This is a genomic window from Streptomyces roseoviridis (assembly GCF_039535235.1).
In the GTDB taxonomy this organism is placed as follows: Bacteria; Actinomycetota; Actinomycetes; order Streptomycetales; family Streptomycetaceae; genus Streptomyces; species Streptomyces roseoviridis.
The window spans coordinates 5,758,819-5,783,463 of sequence record NZ_BAAAWU010000001.1 but is presented as its reverse complement, the minus strand read 5'-3'; the positions used below and the strand labels follow the sequence as shown (position 1 = coordinate 5,783,463).

Sequence of the window (24,645 nt, the reverse complement as noted above, 5' to 3'; positions counted from 1 at the left end):
TCCGTCGATGGGCAGGATCGCCGCGGCCTCCCTCGTCGGCACCGCCATCGAGTTCTTCGACTTCTTCGTCTACGGGACCGCCGCCGCGCTCGTCCTCGGTCCGCTCTTCTTCCCGACCTTCTCCCCCGCCGCCGGAACCCTCGCCGCCTTCGGCACCTTCGCCGTCGGCTTCGTGTCCCGGCCGCTCGGCTCGATCGTCTTCGGCCATGTCGGCGACCGGTACGGGCGGCGCCCGGTCCTGTTCGCCTCGCTGCTGCTCACCGGCTGCGCCACCGTCGCGGTCGGCTGCGTCCCCACGTACGAGACGCTCGGCATCGCCGCGCCCGTGCTGCTGCTCGTCCTGCGCTTCCTCCAGGGGCTGGGCCTCGGCGGGGAGTGGGGCGGGGCGGTGCTGCTGACCGCCGAGCACGCGCCGGAGCGGCGGCGGGCCCTGTGGGCGAGCTTCCCGCAGATCGGCCCCGCGGTCGGCTTCCTGCTGGCCAACGGGGTGATGCTGGCGCTGACCGCGGGGCTGAGCGACGCGGAGTTCCGCTCCTGGGGCTGGCGGGTGCCGTTCTGGGCGGCGGGGCTGCTCGCCGCCGCCGGGCTGGCGCTGCGCTCCTCGCTCGCCGAGACCCCGCAGTTCGAGCGGCTGGCCGCCGAGGGGCGGCAGGCGAACGCGCCGCTGGCCGAGGTGGTGCGCGGACACTGGCGGCTCGTGCTGCTCACGGCGGGAGCGCTGGCCGTCGGTTACGCCGTCTTCTACACGGTCTCCACCTGGGCGCTGGCCTACGGAACCGAGCGCCTCGGCGTGTCCAGTCCGGTGATGCTCAGCTGCGTCATGGCCGCGGTGGCGATCAAGGGGGCGTTGACGCCGTTCGCCGCGATGCTCGCCGACCGCTTCGGCCGACGGACGCTGTGCCTGGCCGGCTGCGCGGCCTCGGCGCTGTGGATGTTCCCGATGGTGGGGCTGCTGCACACCGCGCGGCCGCTGCTGATGTTCCTCGGCTTCCTCGGCTCGATGCTGGCCTTCATCACGATGTTCGCGGTGGTCGCCGCGTATCTGCCCGAGCTGTACGAGCCGCGGGTGCGCTGCACCGGCGCGGCGGTCGGCTACAACCTCGCGGGGGTGCTGGGGGGCGCCGTGACGCCCATCGTGGCGACGGCGGTCTCCGAGGGCGGCTCCGGCCCGCCGTGGGGCGTGGCGGCCTATCTGACGGTCGTGGCCCTGGTGAGCCTCGGCTGCTTCGCGCTCCTGCCGGAGACCTTGCCGGCCCGAGCGGACAAGCCGGAGCCGGAGAGGGTGCCCGCGTAGGGGGGCATGCGGCAGGGGCCGGTGCGGGCGGCGGTGTGCCGTCCGCACCGGCCCCTGCGGGTGTCCCGGCGGGTCAGGCCGCGGTCAGGCCTCGACGCCCTCGCGGTCGCCCTCCGCGGCCTTCTCGGCCGCCTCGCGCTCCGTCTGCTTCTTCGACGCGATGAGGCTGGTGATCGTGGTGATGATCAGGACGCCGCAGATGACCGCGAGGGAGAACGGGATGGAGATCTCCGGGACGTGCACCCCGGACTCGTGCAGAGCGTGCAGGACCAGCTTCACGCCGATGAAGCCGAGGATCACCGACAGGCCGTAGCTGAGGTGGACCAGCTTCTTGAGCAGGCCGCCGATCAGGAAGTACAGCTGCCGCAGCCCCATGAGGGCGAAGGCGTTGGCGGTGAAGACGATGTACGGGTCCTGCGTGAGGCCGAAGATCGCCGGGATGGAGTCGAGGGCGAACAGGACGTCGGTGGTGCCGATCGCCAGCATGACGACCATGAGCGGGGTCAGGACGCGCTTGCCGTTGTTGCGGATGAAGAGCTTCGTGCCGTGGTAGCGGTCGGCGACGCCGAACTTCTTCTCGACGGACTTGAGGAGACGGTTCTCCTCGAACTCCTCTTCCTCCTCGCCGGAGCGCGCCTCCTGGATGAGCTTCCAGGCGGTGTAGATCAGGAACGCGCCGAACAGGTAGAAGACCCAGGAGAAGCTGGCGATGATCGCGGCGCCCGCGGCGATGAAGACCGCGCGGAGCACCAGGGCGATCAGCACACCGATGAGCAGCACGCGCTGCTGGAGGTGGGACGGCACCGAGAACTTCGCCATGATCAGGACGAAGACGAAGAGGTTGTCCACACTGAGCGACTTCTCGGTGATGAAGCCGGCGAAGAACTCTCCGGAGGCCTGGCTGTTGCCGAACACCAGCAGGCCGAGGCCGAACAGCACGGCCAGGACGATCCAGACGACCGTCCAGATTCCGGCTTCCTTCACCGACACGTCATGGGGCTTGCGCCCGATGAAGAAGTCGATGGCGATCAGGGCGCTCAGACCGAGAATGGTCAGCACCCACAGAGTTGTCGAAACGTCCACTGCGCCTCCGGCGTCGTACGGCTGTCCAACAGCCTCGTCGTTGCCGGAGGTCTCTTCCACCCGGGGGACGACCGGGCCGACGCCCCGGGATCAGGTGTCCGACCTGTCCGTACTGACGGGTGCGCCGCTCATGGGGAGTACTCCCCTCCGTGCTCAGAACAGTACCCGAAGAACCAAGGAAAGGTAAAGAGAAGGGTAAAGCAGAGCCAAAACGGCAGGTCAGAGGCGGTCGTGCCCCCATTGCCCGCGCGCGTCCGCCACCTGCGCGAGGACCTGCCGCAGCACCCCGCTCCCCGCCGGGAAGACCGGCGGCTCGTACGTCCAGGCGTGGCCGACCCACGGGTCGGCGAGGTGGTCGTCGGGCACCGGGGTGAGCCGGGTCAGCGAGCGCCACAGCGGATCGAGGACCGGCCCGTACGCCGCCGCGTCCGCCCGGTCGGCCACCATCAGAAGGTGGGTGCCGACCGACGGGCCCTCGTCGGCCAGGTAGCGCAGCTGCGTCACCGCGCGGTCGTCGAAGCCGTGCGGGAAGTCGTGCACGATCAGCAGCTGCTCGGCGGTGTCCAGACCCGGCGGCAGGTCGTCGGAGGCGCCGCCCCGCAGGGCCATCTGCAACAGGTCGACCCGCTCGGTGAGCGCGTTCAGGACGGCCGAGACACCGGCCGCACCGGCCGCGGGCGGGGCCTGGAGCACGCCCGCCTCGACGAGCGGCGCGAACGCGGCCGCGCCCGCGCCCGCCGCGTCGATGACCTGCACCCGGAAGCGGTCCACCGGGTGCACGGCGAGCAGCCGCACCGCGTGGGCGACGGCCGTCTCCAGGGCCAGCCTGCGCAGCTCCGCCTCGTCGAGCAGCGCGGCCGCCTCGGAGTGGCCGCGCCCGCTGTCCACCCAGAGCCCCCGGGTCAGCGGCAGCCGGGCCAGGAAGGGGATGCGCAGCCCGGTCCGCTCCGGGAGGTGGAGGTCGCCCAGGCGGACCGCCATCGGCGCCTCCATGGGCACCCGGTAGCCCTGCCACACCGGACTGTCCCAGCGGGCGTAGGCGGCGGGCAGCGCGGGCTCGACCACCTCGGACTCGGCGGTGAGCTGCGCGAGGTCGCGGTCCAGGGCCTCCTGGGCGCGGGCGGTGAGCTCGTCGTGCCGGGCCTTGGCGGCGGCCCGGGCGGCGTCACCGGCGCCGCCGATCCGGCTCCGGGGATCCGACAGGACGCGGTCGATCTCCTGGTCGAGGCGGGACTCGGCGAACTGACAGGCGCTGCGGTACGCGGCGGTGGCGCGGGCCAGGTCCTCGAACATGCCCCACACCTGGTTGTAGAGCCGCTCGTCCATGGACCAGCCGCTCGCGTCGCCCGCGACGGGCGCCGGCGCCGTGGCGGGCGCGGGGTCCTGGGGCGCCGGCGTGGGCGTCCGGGGGGCGGCGGGGCGGCGGCTCGGGTGGGTGTAGTCGACGGGCCCGCCGCCCGCGGCCGGGGCGGGCTGCCGGGCCCGGTCGGCGTCCGGGACGCGCGGGGGCGGGGCGGCGACGGAGCGGGCGAGGCCCTGGGCGACGGCCTCCAGGATGGTGCCCGCGAGTTCCGCGGGGTGCGTCAGGCCCTGGTCGGCGAGGAGGGCGGCGAGCCCGCCCTCGTACCCCTGCCCCACGGCCCGGACCTTCCAGGCGCCCTGGCGGCGGTAGAGCTCCAGGGCCACGACGGCGGACTCCCGGTCGAGTCCGGTGATCGTGTAGTCGGCGACGCCCGTGCCGTCCGGCGCCGTGACCGTGACGACGGGGGCGGCGGCGGCACCGAACCGGACCGGTCCGTCCCCGCCGGCGGGCAGGGCGAGGAGGACGGAGACCCGGTGGACCGTGTCCCGTATCGCCTCCAGGTCGACGGCGAGCCGGTGCCGCGGGGCGGCCTGCCGGGGCACCTCGATCCCGGGCAGCGTGGCGGCACCGGGGTGGACGACGGCCTCGGCGCCGGGGACACGGCCCCGGTCGTCGCCGAGGGTGGCCGCGGCGACGACCGGATGACCGGCCGAGACCCGGATCTCCAGGCGGGTGTGGGGCAGGGGGTGGTTCTGCCCCCGGACCAGCTCGGCGGTCATGGGCTTTTCGTCTCTCCGTGCGTACGAACCGGGACCGGGCGGGTGCTTACAGCACCGGGAAGATCGAGGGCATCAGGTCCTGGAACGTGCGGCCGTTGGCCGCGTTGCCCAGGGCCGTCATCTGCCAGCCGGAGCCGGCCCGGTGCACCTTCGCCATGATCTGCGCCGTGTACTGGCCGCCGCCGTCGAGGGTGTAGCGGGCGAGCTCCTGGCCGTTGGTCTCGTCCACGAGGCGGCAGAACGCGTTCTGCACCTCCTGGAAGGTCTGGCCGGTGAAGGAGTTCACCGTGAAGACGATCTGGTCGATGTGGACCGGGACCCGCTGGAGGTCGACCAGGATCGACTCGTCGTCGCCGCCCTGGCCGGCGCCGCCGACCAGGTTGTCGCCGGTGTGGCGCACGGAGCCGTCGTCGCTGACGAGGTGGCGGAAGAAGACGACGTCCACGGGCTGCTTGTCGGCGAAGAGGACGGCGGAGGCGTCGAGGTCCACCTCACGGGTGCGCGAGCCGAACAGGCCGCGGCGAGGGGCCGCCTTCCAGCCGAGGCCCATCCGCACGGAGGTCAGGCTCCCCCCGTCCTTCTTCTCCAGGTTGATGGCCTGTCCCTTGGTCATGTTGACCGTCACGCGGTGCCCCTCTCATCGGTGTGATCAGCACCCTACGCAGGGGCACTGACAACGTGCCCGGACCGGCCCGGTTTTGTGTCGGTCTTGCAACACACCGGGCCGGCGCGCCGGGGCACCGCACCGGGGCACCGCTCAGGGCCCCATCGGCAGCCGTCAGGCCAGTCCGGCCTCCTTCATCTGGCGCAGCTCCTTCTTCAGCTCCGCCACCTCGTCGCGGAGCCGTGCGGCGACCTCGAACTGCAGCTCGGCGGCGGCCGCCTTCATGCGGTCGGTCATCTCCTCGATGACACCGGCGAGTTCGGTCGCCGGACGGTCGCCGAGCTCGAGCGTGGAGCCGGCCTTCGCTCCCTTGCGCTTGGGGGTGTGGGCGGCGAGCGAGGGCACCGGGGCCTTGGCGCCCTTGCCGTCCTTCGCGCTGCGGTAGCCGGTGCCGAGGAGCTGCTCGGTGTCGATCTCCTCGCGCGCGATGGTGGCGACGATGTCGTTGATCTTCTTGCGCAGCGGCTGCGGGTCGATGCCGTTGGCCTTGTTGTAGGCGACCTGCTTCTCGCGGCGGCGGTTGGTCTCGTCGATGGCCTGCGCCATCGCCGGGGTGATGGTGTCCGCGTACATGTGGACCTGGCCCGAGACGTTACGGGCGGCGCGGCCGATGGTCTGGATGAGCGACGTGCCGGAGCGCAGGAAGCCCTGCTTGTCGGCGTCGAGGATGGCGACCAGGGAGACCTCGGGCAGGTCGAGGCCCTCGCGGAGCAGGTTGATGCCGACCAGGACGTCGTACTCGCCGGCGCGCAGTTCGCGCAGCAGCTCGATCCGGCGCAGGGTGTCGACGTCGCTGTGGAGGTAGCGGACCTGGATGCCGAGTTCGAGGAAGTAGTCGGTGAGGTCCTCGGCCATCTTCTTGGTGAGGGTGGTGACCAGGACGCGCTCGTCGCGCTCGGTGCGCAGCCGGATCTCGTGCACCAGGTCGTCGATCTGTCCCTCGGTGGGCTTGACGACGACCTCGGGGTCGACGAGGCCGGTCGGGCGGATGATCTGCTCGACGAACCCGTCCGAGCGCGACAGCTCGTAGGTGCCGGGGGTGGCGGAGAGGTAGACGGTCTGGCCGATGCGCTCCTGGAACTCCTCCCACTTCAGCGGGCGGTTGTCGAGCGCGGAGGGCAGCCGGAAGCCGTGGTCGACGAGAGTGCGCTTGCGGGAGGCGTCGCCCTCGTACATGGCGCCGATCTGCGGGACGGTCACGTGCGACTCGTCGATGACGAGCAGGAAGTCCTCGGGGAAGTAGTCGAGGAGGGTGTTGGGCGGGGAGCCGGGCTCGCGGCCGTCGAAGTGCATCGAGTAGTTCTCGATGCCGGAGCAGGAGCCGATCTGCCGCATCATCTCGATGTCGTACGTGGTGCGCATGCGCAGCCGCTGGGCCTCCAGCATCTTGCCCTGCTTCTCCAGCTCCTCCAGGCGCTGGGCGAGCTCGCGCTCGATGTCGTTGACGGCCCGCTCCATGCGCTCGGGTCCGGCGACGTAGTGGCTGGCGGGGAAGACGTAGAGCTGCCGGTCGTCGCTGATGACCTCGCCGGTGAGCGGGTGCAGCGTGGAGAGCGCCTCGATCTCGTCGCCGAACATCTCGATGCGGACGGCGAGCTCCTCGTAGACCGGGAAGATCTCGATGGTGTCGCCGCGCACCCGGAAGGTGCCGCGGGTGAACGCGAGGTCGTTGCGGGTGTACTGGATGTCCACGAAGCGGCGCAGCAGCTGGTCGCGGTCGATCTCGTCGCCCACCTTGAGGGAGACCATCCGGTCGACGTACTCCTGCGGGGTGCCGAGGCCGTAGATGCAGGAGACGGAGGCGACCACGACGACGTCGCGCCGGGTCAGCAGCGAGTTGGTCGCCGAGTGGCGCAGCCGCTCGACCTCCTCGTTGATGGAGGAGTCCTTCTCGATGTAGGTGTCCGACTGCGGGACGTACGCCTCGGGCTGGTAGTAGTCGTAGTACGAGACGAAGTACTCGACCGCGTTGTTCGGCAGGAGCTCGCGGAACTCGTTCGCCAGCTGGGCGGCCAGGGTCTTGTTCGGCGCCATCACCAGGGTGGGGCGCTGGAGCTTCTCGATCATCCAGGCGGTGGTCGCCGACTTGCCGGTGCCGGTGGCGCCGAGCAGGACGACGTCCTTCTCGCCGGCCCGGATGCGCCGGTCGAGCTCGGCGATGGCCGCCGGCTGGTCACCGCTGGGCTGGTAGGGGCTGACGACCTCGAAAGGCGCCACCGTACGTTCGATCTTGGAAACGGGCCGCATGCAACCACCGTACGACCCGGCACCGACAGTCGGGCGGTGATCGGTCCCCCGCTCCTGGCCGGGACGGGGCCGGTGGCGGGTCGCCGGCCGCGGATCGGCCGCCGGTCACCAGTCCTGGGAGCGGTACACGTCGCGGTGCACGCCCCGGCGGCCGGAGCGGGCGGCGGGCCGCGCCGACCAGTTCGCGGGCTCGCCGTAGGCCGGGGCCCGGCGCTGGGTGGGCAGACCGGGAAGACCATGGGCGTGGCCGCCGCGGGCGGCGGGCCGCTGCCAGTCGGGCTCGCCCATGACGAGCAGGGGGTCGAACATGACCACGACGGCGGCGAGCAGCAGGAAGACGGCCGGGCCGACCAGCATGGGCAGCAGCAGCGAGGTGGCGGTGTCGCCGGTGCCGGGGGCGGGCGTGCCGTGCAGGGTGACGTCGACGGCGGCCATGGCGGTGTAGTGCATGCCGCTGACCGCCAGCCCCATCACCATGCTGGCGCCGAGGCTGGCGAGGAAGCCGTGGACGGAGACGGCGGCCCACAGGGAGGTGGTGGCGGCCACGACGGCGATGACGACGGACAGGGCGACGGTGAGGGTGTCGTACTGGATCTCGCCGTGCAGGCGCATGCCGGCCATGCCCAGGTAGTGCATGGTCGCGACGCCGAGGCCGGTGATGGTGCCGCCGGTGACCAGGGTGAGCGGGGTCGCGCCGCGGTAGCCGACGATGAAGATGCCGATGCCGACCATGACGACGGCGACGCCGAGGCTGGCGAAGGTGAGGGGCCGGTCGTAGCTGATCGGGGCCTGGTGGACGGTGAAGCCCATCATGGCGATGAAGTGCATGGTCCAGATGCCGGTGCCGATGGAGGTGGCGCCGAGCGCCAGCCAGCCCGCCTTGAAGGTGTCCCGGTGGCGCAGCGACCTGGTGGTGCAGCGCAGTCCGAGCGCCCCGCCGAGGCAGGCCATGAGGAAGGCGGCCACCGGCGTGACCAGTCCGTAGCTGAATCCGTCGACCGTGCCCTGCATGAGCGTCGTCCTCCACCCCGGGGTGCAACGTCGTCCGAAAACAGTCGGTACCGCTGAGTAGTGCTACCGGATTATGGCGCCCGGCGGGCTCCGGCTGCCATGCCGTCCGGGAATTGGTCTGCCCCTTTGTCGGTGGCGGGTCGTACGGTGATGCGCATGGAACGGGAGAAGCCTGTGGGGGAGCGGACGGCGGGACGGGTGGAGTGGGCGGTGGTGCCCAGCGGCATCGGTCCCCTGCTGCTGGCCGCGACGGACCGGGGTCTGGTGAGCGTGGCGTTCCACGCCGACGAGCGGGGGCGGGAGCGGGCGCTCGGGCGGCTGGCCGGGGCGTTCGGCGGGGAGCTCGTGGAGGGCGCGTCGGGCCGACTCGCCGAACCGATACGGCAGGTCGGAGCCTATTTCGACGGGAGTCTTCGACACTTCGACGTCAAGCTGGACTGGTCGCTGGTGACCGGATTCAACCGCCAGGTGCTGCGCGAGCTGGCGGACTCCGTCCCGTACGGATCGGTGGTGGGGTACGGGGAGCTGGCCCGCCGGGTCGGGCAGCCGACGGCCGCCCAGGCCGTCGGCGCGGCGATGGGGGCCAATCCGCTTCCGCTGGTGGTGCCGTGTCACCGGGTGGTCGAGAGCGACGGCGGCATCGGGGGCTTCGGCGGCGGGCTCGAGACCAAGCGGCGACTGCTGGCGCTGGAGGGCGTGCTGCCGGAGCCGCTGTTCTGAGCCGGACGGCCCGCTGGGGGCCGGCGGGGAGCGCGGGGCCTCGCGGGGTGCGAGGGTTTAGCGGGGTGAGGGCTTCACGGGGCGCGGGGGCTCAGCGGGCGCGGTCGGCGGCCGAACGGCGCACCGGACGTTCCCCCGGCGAGGGCGGGCTGGCACTATGCGTAAGTGACCAACGCCCCTGACGCTCCTGACGCCCCTGGCGCGCTCCCGTCGACCGCGATATCCCTGCCCGGCTCCTCCCCTGCCGGGCTTCCCGCCCTGCGGCGCCGCATCCAGGCGGTGCTGATCGCCACGCAGATCCTCGGCGGGCTCGGCATCGCCATCGGCTTCGCGCTCGCCGCGGTCCTGGCCACGGAGGTCAGCGGTACGGAGGCGCTGTCGGGGCTCGCGTCGACGGCCTCGGTCGCCGGGCCCGCCCTGCTCGCGATGCCGCTGGCCTCGCTGATGGCCCGGCGGGGACGCCGGGCCGGACTGGTCCTCGCGTATCTCGTCGGCGCCCTCGGTGCGGGCGTCGCCGTCCTCGGCGCCGTCCTCGGCAACTTCCCGCTGCTCCTGGCGGGCCTGGTCGGCTTCGGCGCCGGTTCCTCGGCCAACCTCGCCGCCCGGTTCGCCGCCGCCGACCTCGCCGAGCCGGACCGCCGGGCGAGGGCCATCTCCACGGTGGTGTGGGCCACCACCATCGGGGCGGTCCTCGGTCCCAACATCGCCGCTCCGGCCGGTGAGAGCGTCGCCGGTCTCGGCATCCCGGCGGCGGCCGGGCCGTTCGTCTGGGCGTCGGGCGTGTTCGTGGCCGCCGCCGTCATGGTGGCGCTGCTGCTGCGCCCGGACCCGTTGCTGACCGCCCGCGCGCTGGCCGGCCCCGACGAGGCGGAGACGGCGGACGGCCGGTCCCTGAAGGCGGGGATGCGGGCGGTACGGGAGTCCTCACGGGCCCGGCTCGCCCTGGTGGCCGTGGCCGGCTCGCACACCGCGATGGTGTCGATCATGTCGATGACCCCGGTCGCGCTCACCCACCACGGAGCGGACATCCGGCTGATCGGCCTGGTGATCAGCGGGCACATCGCGGGCATGTACGCCTTCTCGCCCGTGATGGGCTGGCTGTCCGACCGGCTCGGCCGGCTCACGGTGATCGGTCTCGCCGTGGCGCTGATCGCGGTGGCGGCCCTCCTCGCCGGCACGGCCGGTCCCCGCCACGGCCAGGTCGCCCTCGGGCTCTTCGTCCTGGGCCTCGGCTGGTCGGCGGGGCTCGTCTCGGGCTCGGCGCTCCTGACCGACTCGGTGCCCCAGGCGGCCAGGGCCGCCGTCCAGGGCCTCTCGGACTTCACCATGAACACCTGCGCCGGTCTCGGCGGGCTCGCGGCGGGACTGATCGTCTCCCAGGCGGGATATGGCTGGCTGAACGTCATCGGAGCGCTCCTGCTGGCGCCGATGACACTGCTGGCGGTGCGGGGAGCGGTGCGGCGAGGCTGAGCGCGGGTCGCGATATTGGATCCGATATTGGATGTCCCGGATATCGGATCCCATCCCCGGCGTCGATCACCCGACCTGCCGGACATGGGATCCAACATCCGATATCCGATAGCCAACGTCCGACGTCCGGCATCGACATCCCGGATTTACCGCCCTGCCGTCATCGCGGCACCGCCGGTGAGCTCGCCCCGGCCACGACCCGGCGCGGGGCGCCCGTGCCGTCGGCGGGCACGCTCCACACCGCTCCCTCATGGGCGTAGGCCAGGGTGCCGGGACCGGTCCAGGCGGCCTGGTCGTCTATCGAGCGCGATTCGGCGAGCGGATGCTCGCGGAGGGTGGCGAGGTCGAGGACGTGCAGACGCCAGGGTGCGCGGGTGTCCTCCGAGACCTTCTTCTTGTAGGCGATCCGGGTGCCGTCCGGGGAGAGCGACGGGCACTCGACGTTCTCCTTGAGGGCGCGCGCCTTCCACGCCCGCAGATCGCCCTCCACGAGATGGGTGCGTCCCTGGGTGGAGACGGTGGCGTAGAAGCGGTTGTCGTCGCGGGCGAAGCTGACGCCCCAGTAGTTCACGTCGGGAGCGTGGTGGCGGCGCCCGTTCAGGGTGAGCGGGATCTGCTCGATGTTCTTGATCAGGTAGCCGGTGCGCAGGTCGAGGATCGAGGTGCGGGTGGAGAAGGCGGAGGTGGCGTAGGAGTCGCCGGTCGCGAAGGTGGTCCAGGCGAGCACCCGGCCGGAGGCGGAGACGCGGGCCCGGTTGGGGATGCCGGGCAGGCTCATCCTGCGCAGTTCTCGTAGCCGCCGGTCCAGGACGATCACGTACGAGCGGGCCGGGACCCCGGGGCGCAGCTGGAGGCAGAGCGCGGTGCCGCCCGCGGCGTGGAAGCGGTCGCAGCGCGGCCCGAGCGCGGCACGGCCCCCGGGCGCGGACGGCTCCTGGCGGGCGACGCGCCCGCTCGCGGTGTCGCGGAACCAGAGGGTGCCCGCCGGACCGTCGAGGGTGAAGCCCTCGTCGGCGGGGGCCGCGGCGGCGCCGGGGCGGTCGGCAGCCGCCCGCAGGGTGTAGGCGGTGGCCCCGCCGGCGAGCAGCAGCACGCCGAGGACGAGCGCCCAGAGGCGACGGCGGGCCTGGCCGTTCGCCGTGGTCCCTTCGGTCATGACGGTTCCCTTTCTCGGGACGAGGGGGACGGACCGGCGGGCCCGGACACCCGGGACGCCCCGGCGGGCTCCGCCGCGCCCGCGGGGAGCAGCCGCACGGCGCAGCACAGGGCGGTCGCGAGCCCCGCCGCGGCGAGGGCGAGCGCGGTCGTGGGACCCCACAGGGTCCACGCGGCGCCGAAGCCGGTGGCGGCGGCCACCTTGGCCAGTGCCTGGGCCGTCTGGACGAGGGCGAGCCCGCTCGCCCGGCGCGCGGGCGGGAGCAGCGGGCCGGTGAGCGCCATCAGGACCCCGTCCGTGGCCGCGTAGAACACCCCGATCAGGGTCGGGACGCCCACGAGGAGGACGGGGCCGGGCACCGGGGCGAGGAGCAGGCCGAGGGCGAGGAGCAGGGCCCCGTGCCCGTACAGGAAGGGGCGCCGTCGGCCGATGCGGTCGGCGAGGCGTCCGGCCGGTACGGCGAGCAGCAGATAGGCGGCCGACGCGCCGAGCGGCAGGAACGGGAACCAGGTGACGGCCAGGTCGGTCCGGTGCTGGAGCAGCAGGTAGAGGAAGGCGTCGCCGACGGTGACCGCACCGAGCAGGGCCGCGCCGAGCGTGACCCGGCGCACGCCGGGCAGCCGGAGCGGCGCGGTGAGCTCGCGCCAGGTGGTGCGCGGCCGTACGCCCCGGTGACCGTGCCCGGTGCCGGCCGGTGCGGCCACCGTCCTGCGTCCGCCGGGGACGAGGACGACGAGGAGCAGCACACCGAGCAGCCCCGTGCAGAAGCTGACGACGAAGACGGCGTCGTACGCGTCGGCGGTGGCCCACAGGAGCGCGAAGGCGGCCAGGGGGCCGAGGAGCGCGCCGGTGGTGTCCATGGCCCGGTGGACGCCGAAGGCGCGGCCGAGGCCGTCGGGCGGGCTGTCGAGGGTGATGAGGGCGTCGCGCGGGGCGGTCCGGATGCCCTTGCCGAGCCGGTCCGCGGCGAGCGCGGTGGCGATCCAGCCGGCCGCGCCGCCCGCGAGGAGCAGGCCGAGCCGGGAGCAGGCGGACAGCGCGTAGCCGACTCCGGCGACTCTCTTGTGGTGGCCGCCCCGGTCGGCGACGTGGCCGCCGGCGAGCCGTACGAGCGCGGTGGCGCCGTTGAAGAGGCCGTCGAGGAAGCCGAACTGAAGGGGCGTGAGGCCGAGTCCGAGCACCAGGTAGAGCGGCAGGACGGCCGTGACCATCTCGGAGGACACGTCGGTGACCAGACTGACCGTGCCGAGGGCGAGGACGGTGCCGGAGACGCGCCGCCGCGCCCCCGAAGGGGCGGGCGGCACGCTCGGGCGACCGGTGGTCGCGAGGTACATCAGTGGCAGGTGTAGGTCGGGCCGGCGTCCTTGACCTGGCCGTCGGTGCCGACGTACTGCCAGGTGTACGTGGTGTCGGTGAAGTCCAGCTTCAGCACCCCGTAAGTGCCGCTGATCCGCTTCTGGCTGTTGGGCTGGACGGTCTCGATGGGGTACGGCTCGGCGCCGCCCATGCCGCCGACGATCTCGACGATCCCGTCGGAGGTGGCCCGGCCGTCCGGGTCCTGCGGGGCGAAGCGCTCGTAGTGGTGGTCGTGCCCGTTGAGGACCAGGTCGGCCTTGGCGGCGTAGAGGATCCGCCAGACGGGCTTGGAGACGGGGTCGTTGCCGTGGCCGCCCGAGGAGTAGAGCGGGTGGTGGAAGTAGGCGGCGACACAGCCCTTGGTGGTGCGGGCGAGGTCGTCCTTCAGCCACTGGATCTGGGCGGGGTCGTCGAAGGAGTTGGAGTCGAGGGCGATGAAGTGCCAGTTGCCCTCGTCGTAGCTGTAGTAGGGCTTGCCCGCCGGGTAGGCGATCGCGCCGAAGTACGACTTGTAGCCGGCCAGGGAGCCGGCGGGGTCGTAGGTCTCGTGGTTGCCGGGCGCGGGCCGCGTCTTGGCCTTGAAGGCACCCCAGGTCTTGTCGTAGTAGTTCCGGAAGTCGGACAGCCGGGCGTCGTCGTACTGGTTGTCGCCCATCGTCAGATAGAACTTCGGGTTGATCCGCTGGGCCTGCGCTGCGGTCTTGGGGTGGGCGCAGGAGCTGCTGGAGGCGGTGCACTGGGCGGCGATGTCGCCGGCGGCGACGGCCGTGAAGGCGCCGGTGGTGGGCGGCGGGGTGGTGCCGTCGGCGATGCCGTAGACCTCCATCTCCCAGAGGGAGTAGCCGTACGAGGTGCCGCGGGCGGTTCCGTAGACGCGGAGGTGGCGGCCCTTGCCGGTGAGTCCGGTCCAGTCGTCCGTGCCGCCGTTGCCGGCGGTCTCGGTGGCGAGCGTGGTCCAGGTGACTCCGTCGGCGGAGATCTCGACGCGGTACGCCTTGGCGTAGGCGACCTCCCAGGAGAGGCGGACGCGGGAGACGGAGGCGGTGGTGCCGAGGTCGACGCGGAGCCACTGGGGGTCGGAGCCCTCGGCGCTGGCCCAGCGGGTGGCGGGGTTGCCGTCGAAGGCCTTGTCGGGGGTGAGGGTCGAGTCCTCGTCCGAGGAGGAGGTGGCGGGCTTGCCGCGGGAGAGGAGCGGGTCGGCGGCGTCGGCGCGGCCGGGCGAGGCGAGCAGCAGGCCGCCGGTGACGAGCAGCACGGCGGCGAGGAGGAGGGTCAGGACGGGGCGGTGCGGTGGGGCTGAGGCGTGCGGGCGCATACCTGTGACTCCCTTGCCTGGGAAGGATGAGAGCTGGGCACCGGTGCGGGCAACGCGGCCCGGTCCGCCGGCGTCGGGCGCCGGAGGGCGTGCCGCGGTGCGTGGCGGCCGGGTCAGAGCTCTCACTGAGCGCGTCACGCCCGCGCCCCGAGCACGTCGGGGAACGGGCGCCGCGCCAAGCCGCCGCCCGGGATGCTAGCTGATAGGAAAGTTTCCTACCAGACCCTCTACGCGGCTTCTCCCCGAGGGGACCGGGACCGTCCCGCGCCTCAGAGACTGATGTGGTACGCCTTGCGCAGGGTCTCGTGCACCGTCCACGTGGTGCGGTCGCCCTCGCGCAGCACGCAGGCGTCTCCGGGCCCGATCTCCAGGGTGTCGCCGCCCTCGACGGCGACCGTGGCACGGCCGCTGACGACGACGAAGAGCTCGTTCGCCTCGGTGTCGGTGACCACCCCCGGGGTGATCTGCCAGATGCCGCGGATCTGCTTTCCGTCGGCGGACTCCCACAGGACCTTGCCGGTCACCTCGGGGCTGCCGGACAGGATCTGACCCGGGTCGAGCGGCTCGGGCTCGAGCTCGGCGTCGGGGATGTGGACGGCGAAGGAGGGCTGCGCGTGTGTGGTCATGGGCGGTGACTGTAGCCGGGGCCCGTGGCTCCTGACGGAGGTGGGAGCCGGTACGGCTCGGCGCCGTGGTCACCGCTCCGAACAGGCACTTCTCGCCCTGCGGGACCACGACGGAATCCGCAGCGCGGATGGGCCCCGCCACCTCGGGGCGAGTGGCGCCGAGGGGGCCGGGAGCGGGGTGGCCGGGCACCGATTCCGCAGCGGCGGGGGCGGGGGCCGGTCGGACGGGGTACGGGCCGCGAGCCCCTGCCCGGGCCCCGCACTCTGGCGCCCGCCCGTCCCCGCGTCCGCGGGACCCGGCGTCCCGCACCCCGCACCCCGCACCCTCGCGCCGCCGCATCCCGCGCCCCGCGTCCCCGCGTCCGGGCGCCGAAAACCGTGGTCCGGGCGGGCGCTGTCGGCGGAGGTCTCCGCTGGTCGGAGGCGGCGCCTTTGGTGCGCCCAATGTTGGTCCCCGTGATTACGTCGTGCCCTCTGTCAGCTGGGGCGCCGGACCGTCACACTCCCCCGCAGCGGCTCGTTCTCGGCCGCCCCTCCCCCCACTTCGGACAGGAGAGTGCGATGACCCCCACCCATGTCCGCGTCGCCGTCCTCGGCGCCGCCGCACTGCTGACCGCCGTCACCACCGCCCCCGCCTCCTCGGCGGCCTCGACCGGTCGGCCGGTGCCCGAGACGGCGCCCGGCGCCGCGTACAAAGCTGCCGTCGACACCCTCGGGCCCCAGCGCCTGACGCCCGCCCAGCGGCGGCTCGCCGACGCCAAGCAGGCCGAGGCGGCGAGAACGTACGAGCGGGTGCGCACCCTGGGTGCCGCCGGTGCGCTCGCCGGGTACAAGCTGTCCGGCGGCATCCACCAGTCGCAGAAGACCTCCTACTGGTGCGGCCCGGCCACCCTGGTGATCGCGCAGTCCGCCTACGACGAGGTCGCCGGCCGCTCGCAGCAGGACGCGGCGACCCTGCTCAAGACGAACACCAACGGCACCGCCTGGTACGGGATCAACATCAACGTGCCGAGCCCGACCGGCTACCCGATGGCCGACGCGCTCAACCACCGCCTGCCCGGCGCCGGTTACGTACCGAAGGCACTGCCCTACACCCCGACCGCGACCGACAAGACCAACTTCAAGCAGCACATCACGCACAACACCGACCACGACTACGCGATCGCGGGCAACGCCTGGGAGGTGCCGGGCGGCCCCCACCTCGTGGGGCACCCGAACATCGAGATCTTCCACTGGGTGGCGATCGACGGCTACAACACCGACACGGCCGCCGGGCAGGTCAACTACCTGGACCCGGTGGGCGGGGTGAGCACCAGCGTCATCTCGTGGGCCGCGTCCGTACCGAAGTCGGCGCACATCTCGTCCGACACGATCACCACCATCATGGGCGGCCGTGGCTACGTCTGGTAGGCACGTCCGCTGCCTTCTCCTGGCGGGCGCCCTCCTCATGGGGTGCTCGCCGGGAGTCGGCGGACCCGCCCCCGTCCCGAAGCCTGCCACCGCGGCTTCCGCCCCCTCCGCCACTCCCCCGTCCCCCGTTCCGGGCACCGCTCCCGCCTCGGCCACCGCACCGGGCCCCGCACCGGCACGGGGCGGAGCCTGCGAGGTGCCGCTGCCCGCCGCGTGGCGGGGCGCGTTCGCCGACGGCGCGTACCGGCCGCCGACCGGGGAGCGCCCGGTGCTCGCGGACACGGGGCCGGGCTGGACCGCACTCCAGCTCACCGGTGCGCGGGGGCGCCGGGCCGTCCTCGTCCGCCCGGGCGAAACGTCACCGCGGACGCTGCTCCGGTTCGCCGACCCCGTCGAACACCAGCTGCTCGCCGCCGACTTCGACGGACGCCGCTGGGCCGCCTTCGCCGTCCTGGAGGGCCGGACGCTCGACAGTCCCTGGAGCCTGTACGTGTGGGACGCGACGACCGGCAGGTCCCGGCGCCTCGCCCGCGCCGACATGCCGGGCCCGCTCCCCCGGCCCGTCGTCCACGACGGCACCGTGCTGTGGGCGCAGGGCACGGGCGCGGGAAAGGCGACCGTGTTCGCCGCCCCGGCGGACGGCGGGCACGCGCGCCCGTGGCACACCGGCGTCCTCGACACGCCGTTCGCGGCCGGCGGCCTGCTGGTGTGGCGGGAGGCCGCGGGTGACCGGACGCGGGCGGCGGCCGTCTCCCTCGCGGACGGCCGGACGGCCGCGCTGCCCCCGCCGATCGCCGCCCTGCGCGACGTCCGCTCCCTCGTCTCCGACGGCACCACGTGGGCGTGGGTGGCGGGCGAGACCGCGCCCCGGCTGATGGTGTGGCGCACGGGCGAGGCCCGGCCCTGGGCCGCCGTGACGGCCTCCCCCGCCGCCGACGGCATGGACCAGCTGCGGATCGCCGGGCGCCTGGTCACCTGGCGCACGCCCGAGACCTCCTACGCCCTGGACCTCGACTCGGGCGCGTACGCGGCGATCACCCCGCCCTACGGCTACGCCGCGGCCTCGGGCGACGCCCTGGCGGTCGCGTACAGCCTCGGGAACGCCAAGACGGCCGGCGCACGCCCGGTGATCCAGGTGGTGCACGCGGCCCGCCTGCCGGGGCTGCCGCGCTGTGACTGATGCCGGCACGGCCTGCGTGCGGGGGGGGTGCCGCGCTGTGGCTGATGTCGGCACGGCCTGCACGCGAGGAGGGGTGCCGCGCTGTGGCTGATGCCGGCCGCGAGGTTTGCGGGACCTGTGGGTGCGCCAGAGATCCACCATGCCCACACACGTGTCCGAAGAGGTACGGGAGGCGCTCCACGAGGGGCACCCCGTCGTCGCGCTCGAGTCGACGATCATCGCGCACGGCCTGCCGCGCCCGCGCAACCTGACGGTCGCCCGTGAGCTGGAGGCCCTGGTGCGGGACGGCGGGGCGGTGCCCGCCACCATCGCGGTCGTCGACGGCACGGTCCGGATCGGCCTGGACGAGGCGGGACTCGCGCGGATCGCGGAGGACCCGTCGGTACGGAAGCTCGGCCACCGCGACCTGGCGCCGGCGCTCGCGACCGGGGCGACGGGAGCGACGACGGTCTCGGCGACGGCGCTGCTCGCCGACACCGCCGGTATACGGGTGTTCGCGACCGGCGGGCTCGGCGGGGTCCACCGGGAGTGGGCGGAGACGCAGGACGAGTCCGCGGACCTGCGGCTGCTCGCCCAGGTCGGTGTCACGGTGGTGTGCGCCGGGGTGAAGTCGATCCTGGACGTGCCCGCGACCCTGCAGCGCCTGGAGACCCTCGGGGTGACCGTCGTCGGCTACGGGACGGAGACGTTCCCCGGTTTCTACCTCACCTCCTCCGGCGAGCGCGTCGACTGGACGGTGGGCACCCCGCAGGGCGTGGCGCGGGTGATGCGTGCCCAGGACGAGCTGGGCGGGCCGCGCTCGGCGCTGATCGTGGCCCATCCCGTCGCGCCGGAACGGCAGCTCGACCCGGCCCTGCACGACCGGGTCCTCGCGGAGGGGCTCGCGGCGGCGCGGGAGAAGGGCGTCACCGGGCAGGCGGTGACCCCGTTCCTCCTGGAGTACCTCACGACGCACACGGAAGGGGCGTCCCTGGAGGCCAACCTGGCCGCGGTACGGGGCAACGTGTGGATCGCCGCCCGGATCGCGTCGGCCTACCGCGCCCGGCCGTGACCGGCCCCGGCGCGCTTCTGGTGGTCGGTGACGTCGTCACCGACGTGGTCGCCCGGCACCGTACGCCGCTCGCGCCCGCGACGGACACGGCGGCGGAGATCCGGACCCTGCCCGGCGGCGCCGGGGCGAACGTGGCCTGCTGGGCGGCCCGTTCGGGATGTACCGAGGTACGGCTCCTCGCGCGCGTGGGCACCGATTCCGTGTCCTGGCACGACCAGGCGCTGCGTCGGGCGGGCGTACGGCCGGTGCTCGTCGCGGACCCGGAGGCGCCGACGGCGTCGGTGATCGCGCTGGTCGGCGCGGACGCGGAGCGGACGTTCCTGACGGACAGCGGGGCGGCGCTGCGGCTCTCGCCCGCCGACTGGTCGCCGGAGCTGCTGGACGGGGCCGCCCGCGTCCATCTGTCGGGCTATCTGTTCTTCGCCGGCCCGAGCCGCGAGGCGGCCGGGCGGGTGCTGCGGGACGCGAGCGCGGCGGGCGTCCCGGTGAGCGTGGACCCGGCGTCGGCGGGTTTCCTCGCGGAGCTGGGCCCGGAGGCGTTCCTCGCCGCCGTGGACGGCGCGGAGTGCCTGCTGCCGAACGCGGACGAGGCCCGCCTGCTGACCGGCCACGCGGACCCCGCCGAGGCCGCGGCCGTCCTCAGTCGCCGCTTCCCGCTGGTCGCGGTCACCCTGGGTGCCGCCGGCGCGGTCCTCGCCGCCGGTGGACGGGTGACGGCCCGCGTGCCGGCGCCCCCGGCCCGACCGGTCGACTCCACGGGCGCGGGCGACGCCTTCACCGGCGCCTTCCTGGCCTCCCTGCTCGCCGGCGCGGACCCGGTCGACGCGGCCGGGTCCGGCTGCCGGGCAGGCGCCCGTGCCGTGACGCGGGTGGGCGGCCGTCCCTGAGACGGCGGCCCGGGGCCGAGGCCGGGGCCGGTGGGGGCGTCTCGCCGACCCCGCCGCGCTCATACGTGATCGACGAACACCTGATCAACAGGCACCTGATCAACAGACACCCGATCGACAGGGCACCCGCTAGGCGGTGAAGCCGGTCCAGGCCGGACGGCGCGGGTCGTCGGCGCGGACGACGACGTCGGCGACATCGGCGGGGCCGACCTCGTCCTCGTAGCGCGCGAAGGCGGGCAGCGTCCACGGCTGGTTGGTGCGGCGGGCGAGCGCGCCGGCGGACAGGCGCAGGTGCACCTTCAGGTCGAAGGGGAACCAGTGGCCGAGCAGGAACGGCCCGTGGACCACGAGGACTCCGCCGGGCGGCAGCGGTACGGCGGGGCTGCGGGTGGCGCGGTCGGTGACGGGGTCCCAGAGGTCGGGCAGCACGCGTCCGCTGCCGCCCGGCTCCAGCGGGCCGAACACCTCCCGCCACAACGCCCCGGTGTCGTACCAGCCGCTGTAGTACGCGTCCGGGTCCTGCTTCCCGTGTTCGAAGCGCAGCGACGCCGGCCTCAGGAAGCCGCCGGTCGCCACGACGATCACCGACCGCCCGCGCAGCCTCAGCGCCGCGGCGACCCGGTCGGCGAACTCCCCGCCGGGCGCGGCGGGAGCACCGTCGACGCCGACCTTGTGCCAGTCGCTGCCGTCCGCGGGCTCGGCTCCGTCGACGCGGTCGGCCACGGCGTCGGCCAGCCGCTCCCAGCTGATCGCTTCGAATCGCATCCGTCCCATACTGCCGCATGGATCACGTCGCAGGGCCCGTGCCACAGGGCCCGTGCCGCAGGGATCCTGGATATCGGATCCGATCCCCCACGCCGGACGCCTTGTCTTGGATCCGATATCCAGGATCCGATATCCAGGATCCGATCCGCCGGCTTGACCTTGCCGCTGACGACAGGGTTTCAAGAGGGAGACGCTCACCCGCTGCCGGGCCCCTGGAGCTCGCGCCGCGCGGCGTCCGGGCCTCCTCGCAGGCCATGCCCCTGATAGCCGCCGCCCCGGCCGCCTCCCCGCCTTCCGGCCCGACGACCGGGAGCTGACCGCCGCCGATCGGTCACGCGACCGCCTAGAGCACTGTGGCCCCCGCGGACGCACGGAGCTCGGCGCGGCCGGCCGTGACCGCCTCGGTGAGGGTCAGCTCCCCGCCGGCCAGGGCCCGGCAGGTCGCCGTGTCGGTGCGCAGACACACCTCGGCGTCGGCGGCCGGCCCCTCCCCGTACTCCACCTGTCCGTCGCCCCCCGTCCGTACGTGGAACTCCCCTTCGTCGAGGGACACCTGGACGACCCGTGCCCCCAGCCCTTCAAGAACGGTGAGCAGCGGGATCGCGAACCAGTGGGCGCGCACGGCGTCGGTGGGCCGGGGCTCGTCGAGGGCGGGCGCGCCCCAGGCGGCCAGGGCGCGCAGGACGGGCAGCAGGTCGCGGCCGCGGCCGGTGAGCTCGTACACGGAGGCGGAGGCCGGGGGCGGCAGCCGCCGGCGGGTGACGAGTTCGGCGCCCTCCATGTCCTTGAGCCGGCCCGCGAGCATGTCGGTGCTGACGCCGGGGAGGTCGGCGTGCAGATCGGTGTAGCGGCGCGGTCCGGCGAGGAGTTCACGGACGATCAGCAGGGTCCACCGGTCGCCGACCACATCGAGGGCGCGGGCTGCGGCGCAGTACTGGTCATAGCTTCGACGGCGAGGCTGGCGTGGCATGCGACGCAGTCTAGACATGTTGTTGGACTTTCCAAGCTCGAACTTGGTAAAACCAAGCATCCACACATCTGGGGAGGTCGGCGCATGGAGTTCCGGCAGTCGAGCAAGCTGAGCGAGGTCTGCTACGAGATCCGCGGCCCGGTCATCGAGCAGGCCAACGCCCTGGAGGAGGCGGGCCACAGCGTCCTGCGCCTCAACACCGGCAACCCCGCGCTCTTCGGCTTCGAGGCGCCCGAGGAGATCGTCCAGGACATGATCCGGATGCTCCCCAAGGCGCACGGCTACACCGACTCCCGCGGCATCCTGTCCGCCCGCCGCGCCGTCGTGCAGCGCTGTCAGTCGATGGGCCTCACGGAGGTGGACGTCGACGACGTCTACCTCGGCAACGGAGTCTCCGAGCTCATCTCCATGGCCACCCAGGCGCTCCTGGAGGACGGCGACGAGGTCCTCATCCCGGCCCCCGACTACCCGCTGTGGACCGCCGTCACGACTCTCGCGGGCGGCAGGCCCGTGCACTACCTGTGCGACGAGTCCGCCGACTGGTATCCCGACCTCGACGACATGGCGTCGAAGATCACCGACCGGACCCGGGCCGTGGTCGTCATCAACCCGAACAACCCGACGGGCGCGGTCTATCCGAAGGAGATCGTGGAGGGCATCCTCGACCTCGCCCGCCGCCACGGCCTGATGGTCTTCTCCGACGAGATCTACGACCAGATCGTCTACGACGAGGCCGTCCACCACCCCACCGCCGCGCTCGCCCCCGACCTGGTGGTCCTCACCTTCGGCGGCCTGTCCAAGACCTACCGGGTGGCCGGGTTCCGCTCCGGCTGGCTGGTCGTCACCGGCCCGCGCGAGCACGCCAAGAGCTATCTGGAGGGCCTGACCATGCTGGCCTCCATGCGGCTGTGCCCCAACGCGCCCGCCCAGTACGCCATCCAGGCCGCGCTCGGCGGCCGGCAGTCCATCCACGAGCTCACCGCCCCCGGCGGCCGGCTGCGCGAGCAGCGCGACCGGGCCTGGGAGAAGCTCAACGAGATCCCCGGCGTCTCCTGCGTGAAACCGAAGGGCGCGCTCTACGCCTTCCCGCGCCTCGACCCGGCCGTGCACGCGATCCACGACGACGAGAAGTTCGTCCTCGACCTGCTGCTGCGGGAGAAGATCCAGGTGGTGCAGGGCACCGGCTTCAACTGGCACCGGCCGGACCACTTCCGCATCCTCACCCTGCCGTACGCGGACGACCTGGACGCCGCGATCAGCCGCATCGGCCGGTTCCTGAGCAGCTACCGGCAGTAGGCCGCGCGCCGCCGGGCCCCGGCTGCCGGGACGAAGGCGCTCGCCGAGTCCGCGCCCCTCGTGAACACCGCGCGCCGGCAAGCGCCGAGGGGTGCGCGCCGGGGCGCAGGGGTAGAAAACCGTCGTGGATCTCGTCGCCCCGGTCGTGGTCGAGCCGCTCCGGCGGCGACGCTGCTCGGAGTGCCGCCAGGAGCCGCTGGAGCGGATGATCGTCGAGTTCAACGCGCCCGTCTGCCTGGACTGCGCCGACCTCGGCCACCTCGTCTTCCTCCCCCGCGGCGACACCGCCCTCACCCGGCGCGCCCGCGAGGGCAGCGGTCTGTGGGCGGTGGTGGTCCGTCACAACCGGCGCCGGACGCGGTACGAGCGTCAGGGCCTGCTCGTCGAGGAGGCGGCGCTGGCCCGGGCGGAGGCGGCCTGCCTCGCGGACGCGGAGGCACGGGCACGGCGCCGGGCCCGGGACGCGGCCCGGCGGGCCGAACGGGACGCCGAGGTCACGGCGGCCCTGGAGGCGGAGATCCTGCGGCTGTTCCCGGGCTGCCCGGCCGAGCGGGCCGAGCGGATCGCCGCGCACGCCTCGGCGAAGGGCAGCGGGCGGGTGGGCCGCACGGCCGCCGGCCGGGCCCTTGACCGGGGCGCGGTCACGGCCGCGGTGCGGGCCGCCGTACGCCATGTCGACACCGACTACGACACCCTGCTCATGTCCGGTGTCCCCCGTCACCAGGCCCGGTCGAGGGTGGCACCGGCCATCGAGGCGGTGCTCCGGGCCTGGCGTGCGGACTGAGGCGCACGCGGCGGACGGGGCGGACCGGGCCGGACCTGAGCCGGACAGCGGCGACGACCGCACGCTCAGAACCGCACGCCGTGAGCCGGGAGTTGACAAGACCGGGGGTTCACAGCCGGGGGTTCACAGCCGGGGTTCACAGCCGGGCGTGATCCGCTGGGGCGCCGCCCCCTGTGTCGGCAGGGGGACGGCTCCGTTCCGTCCGTGATGGCGGACTGCGCCGTCAGACCTCGCCGCCCGCGCCGCGGGCCCTGCGGTACATGATCGCGCCGCCGAGGAGCAGCGCGGCTGCGGCCGGGGCGACGTAGCCGACGCCGTCCGATCCCGTGCTGGCGAGCTCGACGGAGCGGGACTGCGGGGCGGGCCGGGGGGCGTCGTCGCCGCTCGGGGCGGGCGGCACGTTGCGGTTCGGGGTCTGCGGCCGGGGGGTGGGCGTCTCGGGGTGCTCGCACTCCTCCTCGGACTCGTTGACCGACGTGTTGCCGAAGGCCGGGTTGCCGATGCCCACGACGTTGACCGAGTTGCCGCTGATGTTGACGGGGAGGTCGATCGGCAGCTGGACGCCGTTGCCGGACAGCACGCCCGGGGAGCCTTCGGTGCGGCTCTCGGCGGTGGCCCCGCCGCCGGTGGACGACCCGCCGCCGCGCGAACCGCTGTCCGACGAACCGGCGTGAGCGGTGCCCGGCAGGTCCTTGTGCGCCGGGCCGCCGGCCTCGGAGCCGTGACCGCCGCCGTCGGTGGAGCGGTTGGCACAGCTGTTGCCGTAGGCCGGGTTGAGCAGCCCGACGACGTTGACGGTGTTCCCGCAGACGTTCACGGGGGCGTCCACCGGCAGCTGAACCGTGTTGCCGGAGCCGACCCCCGGCGAGCCGACGGCGGTGCCCTGCGCCGCGGAGTCGGCGTGGGCGGCGCCCGCCGAGAGCGCGAGCGCGCCACCGGTGACCAACAGAGTGGCCAGACCACTTCGGCGAATCTGCCTCATGGCTTCCTGCCTTCCGGATGTCTTCACGGGCACTCGCCCGTACCCGAAATAACGCCGTGCGCGAGGTGCCCGGATCCGACCGTCGGCGTGTTTCACTCCATCGAGGGAGTGTGGCGCGGCGGATCATGCCCCGACGTCGGACGTGTGCGGTGCGTTACCGTCACGCGGGAGCGGGTCAGGTGACGGTGGAGCGGGAGCGGCCGCGGGTACCGGCGGGCCGGGGACGCCGCACGCTGACGGACGCGCGAGACCGCCCCGCGGGGTGGCTGTTCGTCGCCCACGACGTCACCTCGGCG

At 73.5% G+C, this 24,645-nt stretch carries 21 protein-coding genes; 9 read left to right on the top strand and 12 right to left on the bottom strand.

Annotated elements, in window-relative coordinates:
* Nucleotides 1–7: 7 nt before the first annotated feature.
* The gene (locus ABD954_RS26115) at nucleotides 8–1,294 is read left to right on the top strand and encodes an MFS transporter (protein WP_345489485.1); all 1,287 of its coding nucleotides are present in this window, start codon (nucleotides 8–10) and stop codon (nucleotides 1,292–1,294) included.
* Between the two features lie 84 nt (nucleotides 1,295–1,378).
* On the opposite strand, the gene ABD954_RS26110 is transcribed toward ABD954_RS26115, so the two are convergent.
* From ABD954_RS26110 to ABD954_RS26090, 5 genes are all read right to left on the bottom strand, one after another.
* Nucleotides 1,379–2,377, bottom strand: coding sequence for a TerC family protein (locus ABD954_RS26110; RefSeq protein WP_345489484.1), 999 nt, complete (start codon nucleotides 2,375–2,377; stop codon nucleotides 1,379–1,381).
* A 219-nt stretch (nucleotides 2,378–2,596) separates the two neighbouring features.
* Nucleotides 2,597–4,459, bottom strand: a complete 1,863-nt coding sequence (locus ABD954_RS26105) for a TerD family protein (protein ID WP_345489483.1) — start codon at nucleotides 4,457–4,459, stop codon at nucleotides 2,597–2,599.
* A 46-nt stretch (nucleotides 4,460–4,505) separates the two neighbouring features.
* On the bottom strand, nucleotides 4,506–5,084 hold the full coding sequence (locus tag ABD954_RS26100) for a TerD family protein (RefSeq protein WP_345489482.1): 579 nt from the start codon (nucleotides 5,082–5,084) through the stop codon (nucleotides 4,506–4,508).
* 153 nt (nucleotides 5,085–5,237) lie between these two features.
* Nucleotides 5,238–7,370 carry an excinuclease ABC subunit UvrB gene (gene uvrB, locus ABD954_RS26095; RefSeq protein ID WP_345489481.1) on the bottom strand — a complete coding sequence of 711 codons (2,133 nt, stop codon included), beginning with the start codon at nucleotides 7,368–7,370 and terminating at the stop codon, nucleotides 5,238–5,240.
* 105 nt (nucleotides 7,371–7,475) lie between these two features.
* Nucleotides 7,476–8,381, bottom strand: a complete 906-nt coding sequence (locus ABD954_RS26090) for an MHYT domain-containing protein (protein ID WP_345489480.1) — start codon at nucleotides 8,379–8,381, stop codon at nucleotides 7,476–7,478.
* A gap of 156 nt (nucleotides 8,382–8,537) precedes the next feature.
* Here ABD954_RS26090 and ABD954_RS26085 point away from each other — a divergent pair, with 156 nt between their 5' ends.
* Together ABD954_RS26085 and ABD954_RS26080 are read left to right on the top strand one after the other, a co-directional pair.
* Entirely contained in the window at nucleotides 8,538–9,101 is a 564-nt protein-coding gene (locus ABD954_RS26085; RefSeq protein WP_345489478.1) for a methylated-DNA--[protein]-cysteine S-methyltransferase, read from the top strand.
* Between the two features lie 165 nt (nucleotides 9,102–9,266).
* Nucleotides 9,267–10,571, top strand: coding sequence for an MFS transporter (locus ABD954_RS26080; RefSeq protein ID WP_382745679.1), 1,305 nt, complete (start codon nucleotides 9,267–9,269; stop codon nucleotides 10,569–10,571).
* A 160-nt stretch (nucleotides 10,572–10,731) separates the two neighbouring features.
* On the opposite strand, the gene ABD954_RS26075 is transcribed toward ABD954_RS26080, so the two are convergent.
* From ABD954_RS26075 to ABD954_RS26060, 4 genes are all read right to left on the bottom strand, one after another.
* Nucleotides 10,732–11,727 carry a TolB-like translocation protein gene (locus ABD954_RS26075; RefSeq protein ID WP_345489476.1) on the bottom strand — a complete coding sequence of 332 codons (996 nt, stop codon included), beginning with the start codon at nucleotides 11,725–11,727 and terminating at the stop codon, nucleotides 10,732–10,734.
* Nucleotides 11,724–13,061: an MFS transporter gene (locus ABD954_RS26070; RefSeq protein ID WP_345489474.1), complete on the bottom strand. Its 1,338-nt coding sequence runs from the start codon at nucleotides 13,059–13,061 to the stop codon at nucleotides 11,724–11,726. The genes ABD954_RS26075 and ABD954_RS26070 overlap by 4 nt, the downstream gene beginning before the upstream one ends.
* Complete coding sequence (locus tag ABD954_RS26065; protein ID WP_345489473.1) at nucleotides 13,061–14,398, bottom strand: discoidin domain-containing protein; 1,338 nt, start codon at nucleotides 14,396–14,398, stop codon at nucleotides 13,061–13,063. The genes ABD954_RS26070 and ABD954_RS26065 overlap by 1 nt, the downstream gene beginning before the upstream one ends.
* Before the next feature lie 269 nt (nucleotides 14,399–14,667).
* The gene (locus tag ABD954_RS26060) at nucleotides 14,668–15,024 is read right to left on the bottom strand and encodes a cupin domain-containing protein (protein WP_345489471.1); all 357 of its coding nucleotides are present in this window, start codon (nucleotides 15,022–15,024) and stop codon (nucleotides 14,668–14,670) included.
* 561 nt (nucleotides 15,025–15,585) lie between these two features.
* Between ABD954_RS26060 and ABD954_RS26055 the strand changes: the two genes are divergently transcribed.
* From ABD954_RS26055 to ABD954_RS26040, 4 genes are all read left to right on the top strand, one after another.
* Nucleotides 15,586–16,434, top strand: coding sequence for a cysteine peptidase family C39 domain-containing protein (locus tag ABD954_RS26055; RefSeq protein ID WP_345489468.1), 849 nt, complete (start codon nucleotides 15,586–15,588; stop codon nucleotides 16,432–16,434).
* A 196-nt stretch (nucleotides 16,435–16,630) separates the two neighbouring features.
* Nucleotides 16,631–17,614: a hypothetical protein gene (locus ABD954_RS26050; RefSeq protein WP_345489466.1), complete on the top strand. Its 984-nt coding sequence runs from the start codon at nucleotides 16,631–16,633 to the stop codon at nucleotides 17,612–17,614.
* Between the two features lie 139 nt (nucleotides 17,615–17,753).
* Nucleotides 17,754–18,665: a pseudouridine-5'-phosphate glycosidase gene (locus ABD954_RS26045; protein WP_345489464.1), complete on the top strand. Its 912-nt coding sequence runs from the start codon at nucleotides 17,754–17,756 to the stop codon at nucleotides 18,663–18,665.
* Nucleotides 18,662–19,552, top strand: a complete 891-nt coding sequence (locus ABD954_RS26040) for a carbohydrate kinase family protein (protein ID WP_345489462.1) — start codon at nucleotides 18,662–18,664, stop codon at nucleotides 19,550–19,552. Before ABD954_RS26045 ends, ABD954_RS26040 begins: the two co-directional genes overlap by 4 nt.
* 129 nt (nucleotides 19,553–19,681) lie before the next feature.
* Here ABD954_RS26040 and ABD954_RS26035 read toward each other — a convergent pair whose 3' ends face one another.
* A complete protein-coding gene (locus ABD954_RS26035; RefSeq protein WP_345489460.1) occupies nucleotides 19,682–20,317 on the bottom strand; it encodes a nucleoside/nucleotide kinase family protein in 636 nt (211 codons plus the stop codon).
* Between the two features lie 343 nt (nucleotides 20,318–20,660).
* Complete coding sequence (locus ABD954_RS26030; RefSeq protein ID WP_345489458.1) at nucleotides 20,661–21,287, bottom strand: winged helix-turn-helix transcriptional regulator; 627 nt, start codon at nucleotides 21,285–21,287, stop codon at nucleotides 20,661–20,663.
* Nucleotides 21,288–21,371: 84 nt separating this feature from the next.
* On the opposite strand from ABD954_RS26030, the gene ABD954_RS26025 reads away from it, so the two are divergent.
* Together ABD954_RS26025 and ABD954_RS26020 are read left to right on the top strand one after the other, a co-directional pair.
* Complete coding sequence (locus ABD954_RS26025; protein ID WP_345489456.1) at nucleotides 21,372–22,583, top strand: pyridoxal phosphate-dependent aminotransferase; 1,212 nt, start codon at nucleotides 21,372–21,374, stop codon at nucleotides 22,581–22,583.
* Between the two features lie 124 nt (nucleotides 22,584–22,707).
* Nucleotides 22,708–23,367, top strand: a complete 660-nt coding sequence (locus ABD954_RS26020; protein WP_345489453.1) for a DUF2293 domain-containing protein — start codon at nucleotides 22,708–22,710, stop codon at nucleotides 23,365–23,367.
* A gap of 223 nt (nucleotides 23,368–23,590) precedes the next feature.
* Here ABD954_RS26020 and ABD954_RS26015 read toward each other — a convergent pair whose 3' ends face one another.
* Nucleotides 23,591–24,349 carry a chaplin gene (locus tag ABD954_RS26015; RefSeq protein ID WP_345489451.1) on the bottom strand — a complete coding sequence of 253 codons (759 nt, stop codon included), beginning with the start codon at nucleotides 24,347–24,349 and terminating at the stop codon, nucleotides 23,591–23,593.
* Nucleotides 24,350–24,645: the final 296 nt, after the last annotated feature.

Coding starts and splice junctions, on each gene's coding strand:
- ABD954_RS26115 (WP_345489485.1), top strand. CDS start 8: ATGGGCAGGATCGCCGCGGCCTCCCTCGTCGGCACCGCCATCGAGTTC.
- ABD954_RS26105 (WP_345489483.1), bottom strand. CDS start 4,459: ATGACCGCCGAGCTGGTCCGGGGGCAGAACCACCCCCTGCCCCACACC.
- uvrB (WP_345489481.1), bottom strand. CDS start 7,370: ATGCGGCCCGTTTCCAAGATCGAACGTACGGTGGCGCCTTTCGAGGTC.
- ABD954_RS26090 (WP_345489480.1), bottom strand. CDS start 8,381: ATGCAGGGCACGGTCGACGGATTCAGCTACGGACTGGTCACGCCGGTG.
- ABD954_RS26085 (WP_345489478.1), top strand. CDS start 8,538: ATGGAACGGGAGAAGCCTGTGGGGGAGCGGACGGCGGGACGGGTGGAG.
- ABD954_RS26075 (WP_345489476.1), bottom strand. CDS start 11,727: ATGACCGAAGGGACCACGGCGAACGGCCAGGCCCGCCGTCGCCTCTGG.
- ABD954_RS26070 (WP_345489474.1), bottom strand. CDS start 13,061: ATGTACCTCGCGACCACCGGTCGCCCGAGCGTGCCGCCCGCCCCTTCG.
- ABD954_RS26065 (WP_345489473.1), bottom strand. CDS start 14,398: ATGCGCCCGCACGCCTCAGCCCCACCGCACCGCCCCGTCCTGACCCTC.
- ABD954_RS26060 (WP_345489471.1), bottom strand. CDS start 15,024: ATGACCACACACGCGCAGCCCTCCTTCGCCGTCCACATCCCCGACGCC.
- ABD954_RS26055 (WP_345489468.1), top strand. CDS start 15,586: ATGACCCCCACCCATGTCCGCGTCGCCGTCCTCGGCGCCGCCGCACTG.
- ABD954_RS26045 (WP_345489464.1), top strand. CDS start 17,754: ATGCCCACACACGTGTCCGAAGAGGTACGGGAGGCGCTCCACGAGGGG.
- ABD954_RS26035 (WP_345489460.1), bottom strand. CDS start 20,317: ATGCGATTCGAAGCGATCAGCTGGGAGCGGCTGGCCGACGCCGTGGCC.
- ABD954_RS26030 (WP_345489458.1), bottom strand. CDS start 21,287: ATGCCACGCCAGCCTCGCCGTCGAAGCTATGACCAGTACTGCGCCGCA.
- ABD954_RS26025 (WP_345489456.1), top strand. CDS start 21,372: ATGGAGTTCCGGCAGTCGAGCAAGCTGAGCGAGGTCTGCTACGAGATC.
- ABD954_RS26015 (WP_345489451.1), bottom strand. CDS start 24,349: ATGAGGCAGATTCGCCGAAGTGGTCTGGCCACTCTGTTGGTCACCGGT.